General features: G+C 73.0%; 3 protein-coding genes. 1 reads left to right on the top strand and 2 read right to left on the bottom strand.

What is annotated here, in order from left to right:
- Positions 1-45: 45 nt before the first annotated feature.
- Complete coding sequence (locus ABZ371_RS30740; RefSeq protein WP_358685813.1) at positions 46-771, bottom strand: gamma-glutamyl-gamma-aminobutyrate hydrolase family protein; 726 nt, start codon at positions 769-771, stop codon at positions 46-48.
- Positions 772-884: 113 nt separating this feature from the next.
- Positions 885-1,631, bottom strand: coding sequence for an FCD domain-containing protein (locus ABZ371_RS30735; protein ID WP_358685815.1), 747 nt, complete (start codon positions 1,629-1,631; stop codon positions 885-887).
- A gap of 61 nt (positions 1,632-1,692) precedes the next feature.
- Between ABZ371_RS30735 and ABZ371_RS30730 the strand changes: the two genes are divergently transcribed.
- Positions 1,693-3,054, top strand: coding sequence for a glutamine synthetase family protein (locus ABZ371_RS30730; RefSeq protein WP_358685811.1), 1,362 nt, complete (start codon positions 1,693-1,695; stop codon positions 3,052-3,054).
- Positions 3,055-3,210 lie beyond the last annotated feature (156 nt).

The raw sequence follows: 3,210 nt of genomic DNA, 5'->3' as shown, positions 1-3,210 counted from the left end.
CCACGCGCCCGCGGGAGCCGGGACCCCGCCGCCGGGCCGGCCGGGTCAGCCCACGACGGTGACCGGGGACGCGGCCGCCTTCGCCCGGGCCGCCTCCACCAGCGCCCGCATGACCCGGAGGTCCTCACCCATCTCCGGATGCCACTGCACCCCCAGCGCCCACCGCGGCCCCGGCAGCTCGACCGCCTCCACCGTGCCGTCCGCGGCGTACGCGGACGCCACCAGACCGGGAGCGAGCCGGTCCACGGCCTGGTGGTGGTAGGTGGGTACGGACGCCTCCCCGGGCACCAGCGACGCGTACAACGTCCCCTCCACCGGGGTCACCACGTGCTCGCCGAGGATCCCCGCCTTGCCGTACGGACCCGCGTGGCCGTCCAGGTGCTGGATCAGCGTGCCACCCAGCGCCACGTTGAGCAGCTGCATCCCGCGGCAGATGCCGAGCACCGGAACGTCCGCCGCCAGCGCCGCCCGGAGCAGCGCGGGTTCCCAGACGTCACGCGCGTGCGCCGGGGGCCCGGTCCTGAAGTCGCGCTCCGCGCCGTACAGCCCGGGGTCGACGTCCGCGCCGCCCGCCACCACGAGGCCGTCCAGACGGGCCACCACATCGGCCGCCCGCTCCGCCTCGTCCGGGGGCAGCAGGACCGCCAGGCCGCCGGAACGCCGGACCAGCCGCGGATAGGCGGCGGGGAGCACCGCCGCGGGCAGTTCCCAGACACCCCAGCGAGCCGCCGGCTCCAGATAGGTGGTGACGCCGATGAGCGGTCGGTGCATGGTGCGGTCCCTCCGGGGGGCCGGTTCGCGAACCGGCCCGGTGCAATGGTGTTGCGCCATACCTTTGTTGGTCCGGCGGGGGCGCGCAAGGGAGAGGATCCGGAAGGGCGGGTTCAGGCCAGGAATCCCCGCAGGAGCGCCGCCGTTCCCGCACAGTGCTCACGCATCACGGCGCGTGCCGCCTCCTCGTCGCCGTCGAGCACCGCCTCGACGAGCGCCGTGTGCTGCCGTTGCGCGTGTTCGAGGTTGCGCACCAGCAGGGGGATGCAGTCGAGGAGGTCGTTCACCGCCGCCCTGACCGCGGCGTACCGGGCGCTCAGGGACGGTGAGCCGGACAGCTCCGCCAGTGTCAGGTGAAACAGGGTGTCGATCCTGCGGTACTCGGGCAGAGGTGCCTCGTGTGTCGCGATCAGAGCCGTACGCAGCCGGGCCGCGCCCCCCTCGTCGAGGCCGCGGCCCGCGCACAGGCCCGCGGCGCCCGTCTCCAGCACCTCGCGGAAGAGCAGGACGTCCTCCATGTCGGTCCGCGCCGCGCGGCGGCGCAGCTCCTCCCCGTCGGCCGGGGCCGTGCGGGGAAGCACGAAGGTGCCGCCGTAGCGCCCGCGCCTGGCCTCCACGACGCCCTGCTCCTGGAGGACCTTGAGGACCTCGCGCAGCGTGACGCGGCTGATGCCCAGGCGCTCGGCCAGCTCGCGCTCGGGGGGAAGCCGTCCGCCTTCCGGCACCAGCCCGAGCCGGACCACCTGGAGGATCTGCTCCAGGGCCTCCTCGAAGCCGTTTCCCGCGCGGACGGGCCGCAGGACCGGCAACAGGCGGTCCAGGGGCGGGAACGCCCCGCTCTCGTCCGCCACGTCCCGCATCCCTTCCCCGCAATGGTTTTCTCCCATACCTTAGACCGGCCGACCGAACGAGGAGCCTTCCGTGGCAGACCGAACACCTCCGCTCCGGGCCGAGCGGCTGCGCGCGCTCGTCGCGAGCGGCGACATCGACACCGTGGTCCTCGCCTTCCCCGACATGCAGGGCCGGCTGCAGGGCAAGCGGTTCGCCGCCCCGTTCTTCCTCGACGACGTACTGGAGCACGGCACGGAGGGGTGCAACTACCTGCTCGCCGTCGACACGGACATGAACACCGTCGACGGATTCGCCATGTCCTCCTGGGCCGACGGCTACGGTGACTTCGCGATGCGCCCCGACCTCGCCACCCTGCGCATGGTCCCCTGGCACGAGGGCACGGCGATGGTCATGGCCGACCTCGCCTGGGAGGACGGCACGCCGGTCGTCGCGGCACCCCGCCAGATCCTGCGACGGCAGCTGGAGCGGCTCGCCGCCCACGGGCTGACCGCGCACGCGGGCACCGAACTCGAGTTCATCGTTTTCAAGGACACCTACGAACAGGCATGGGACCGCGACTACCGCGACCTCACCCCGGCCAACCGGTACAACATCGACTACTCCGTCCTCGGCACCGGCCGCGTCGAGCCGCTGCTGCGCCGCATCCGCAACGAGATGGCGGGCGCCGGCCTCACCGTCGAGTCGGCCAAGGGCGAGTGCAACCCGGGGCAGCACGAGATCGTGTTCCGGTACGACGAAGCCCTGGTCACCTGCGACCAGCACGCCGTCTACAAGACCGGTGCCAAGGAGATCGCCGCGCAGGAGGGCGTCTCCCTCACCTTCATGGCCAAGTACAACGAGCGCGAGGGCAACTCCTGCCACATCCACCTCTCGCTCCAGGACGAGGGCGGACACAGCGTCATGGCGGGCGAGGACGGCACCATGTCTTCCCTGATGCGGCACTTCCTCGCCGGCCAGCTCGCCGCACTGCGCGACTTCTCCCTGCTCTACGCGCCGAACGTCAACTCCTACAAACGCTTCCAGCCGGGCTCCTTCGCCCCCACCGCCGTCGCGTGGGGCCACGACAACCGGACCTGCGCCCTGCGCGTCGTCGGACACGGCCCCTCGATGCGCTTCGAGAACCGGCTGCCCGGCGGGGACGTCAACCCCTACCTGGCGGTCGCCGGACTCGTCGCCGCCGGGCTCCACGGCGTCGAGAACCGGCTGGAGCTCCCCGAGGCGTGCACCGGCAACGCCTACACCGCAGGGTACGACCGGGTGCCCACCACGCTGCGCGAGGCGGCCGAGCTGTGGGAGGACAGCGAGATCGCCCGGGCGGCCTTCGGCGAGGAGACGGTCGCGCACTACCGCAACATGGCGCGCGTCGAACTCGAGGCCTTCGACGCCGCGGTGACCGACTGGGAACTCCGCCGCTCCTTCGAACGCCTGTGAGGCGACCCGTGACCACCGGACACCGCGGCCCGGCCCCCGCGGCCACCGAACACCGCGTCCTCAACCCGGCGACCGGGGAACTCGTCGCCACCGTCCCCGCCACCTCCGCCGCCGAGACCGGCGCCGCCGTCACCCGGGCCGCGGCCGCCCCGCGCA

The sequence above is a fragment of the Streptomyces sp. NPDC005899 genome (assembly GCF_040629645.1).
Classification (GTDB): Bacteria; Actinomycetota; Actinomycetes; order Streptomycetales; family Streptomycetaceae; genus Streptomyces.
This window is presented reverse-complemented; position numbering and strand designations above follow the sequence as displayed.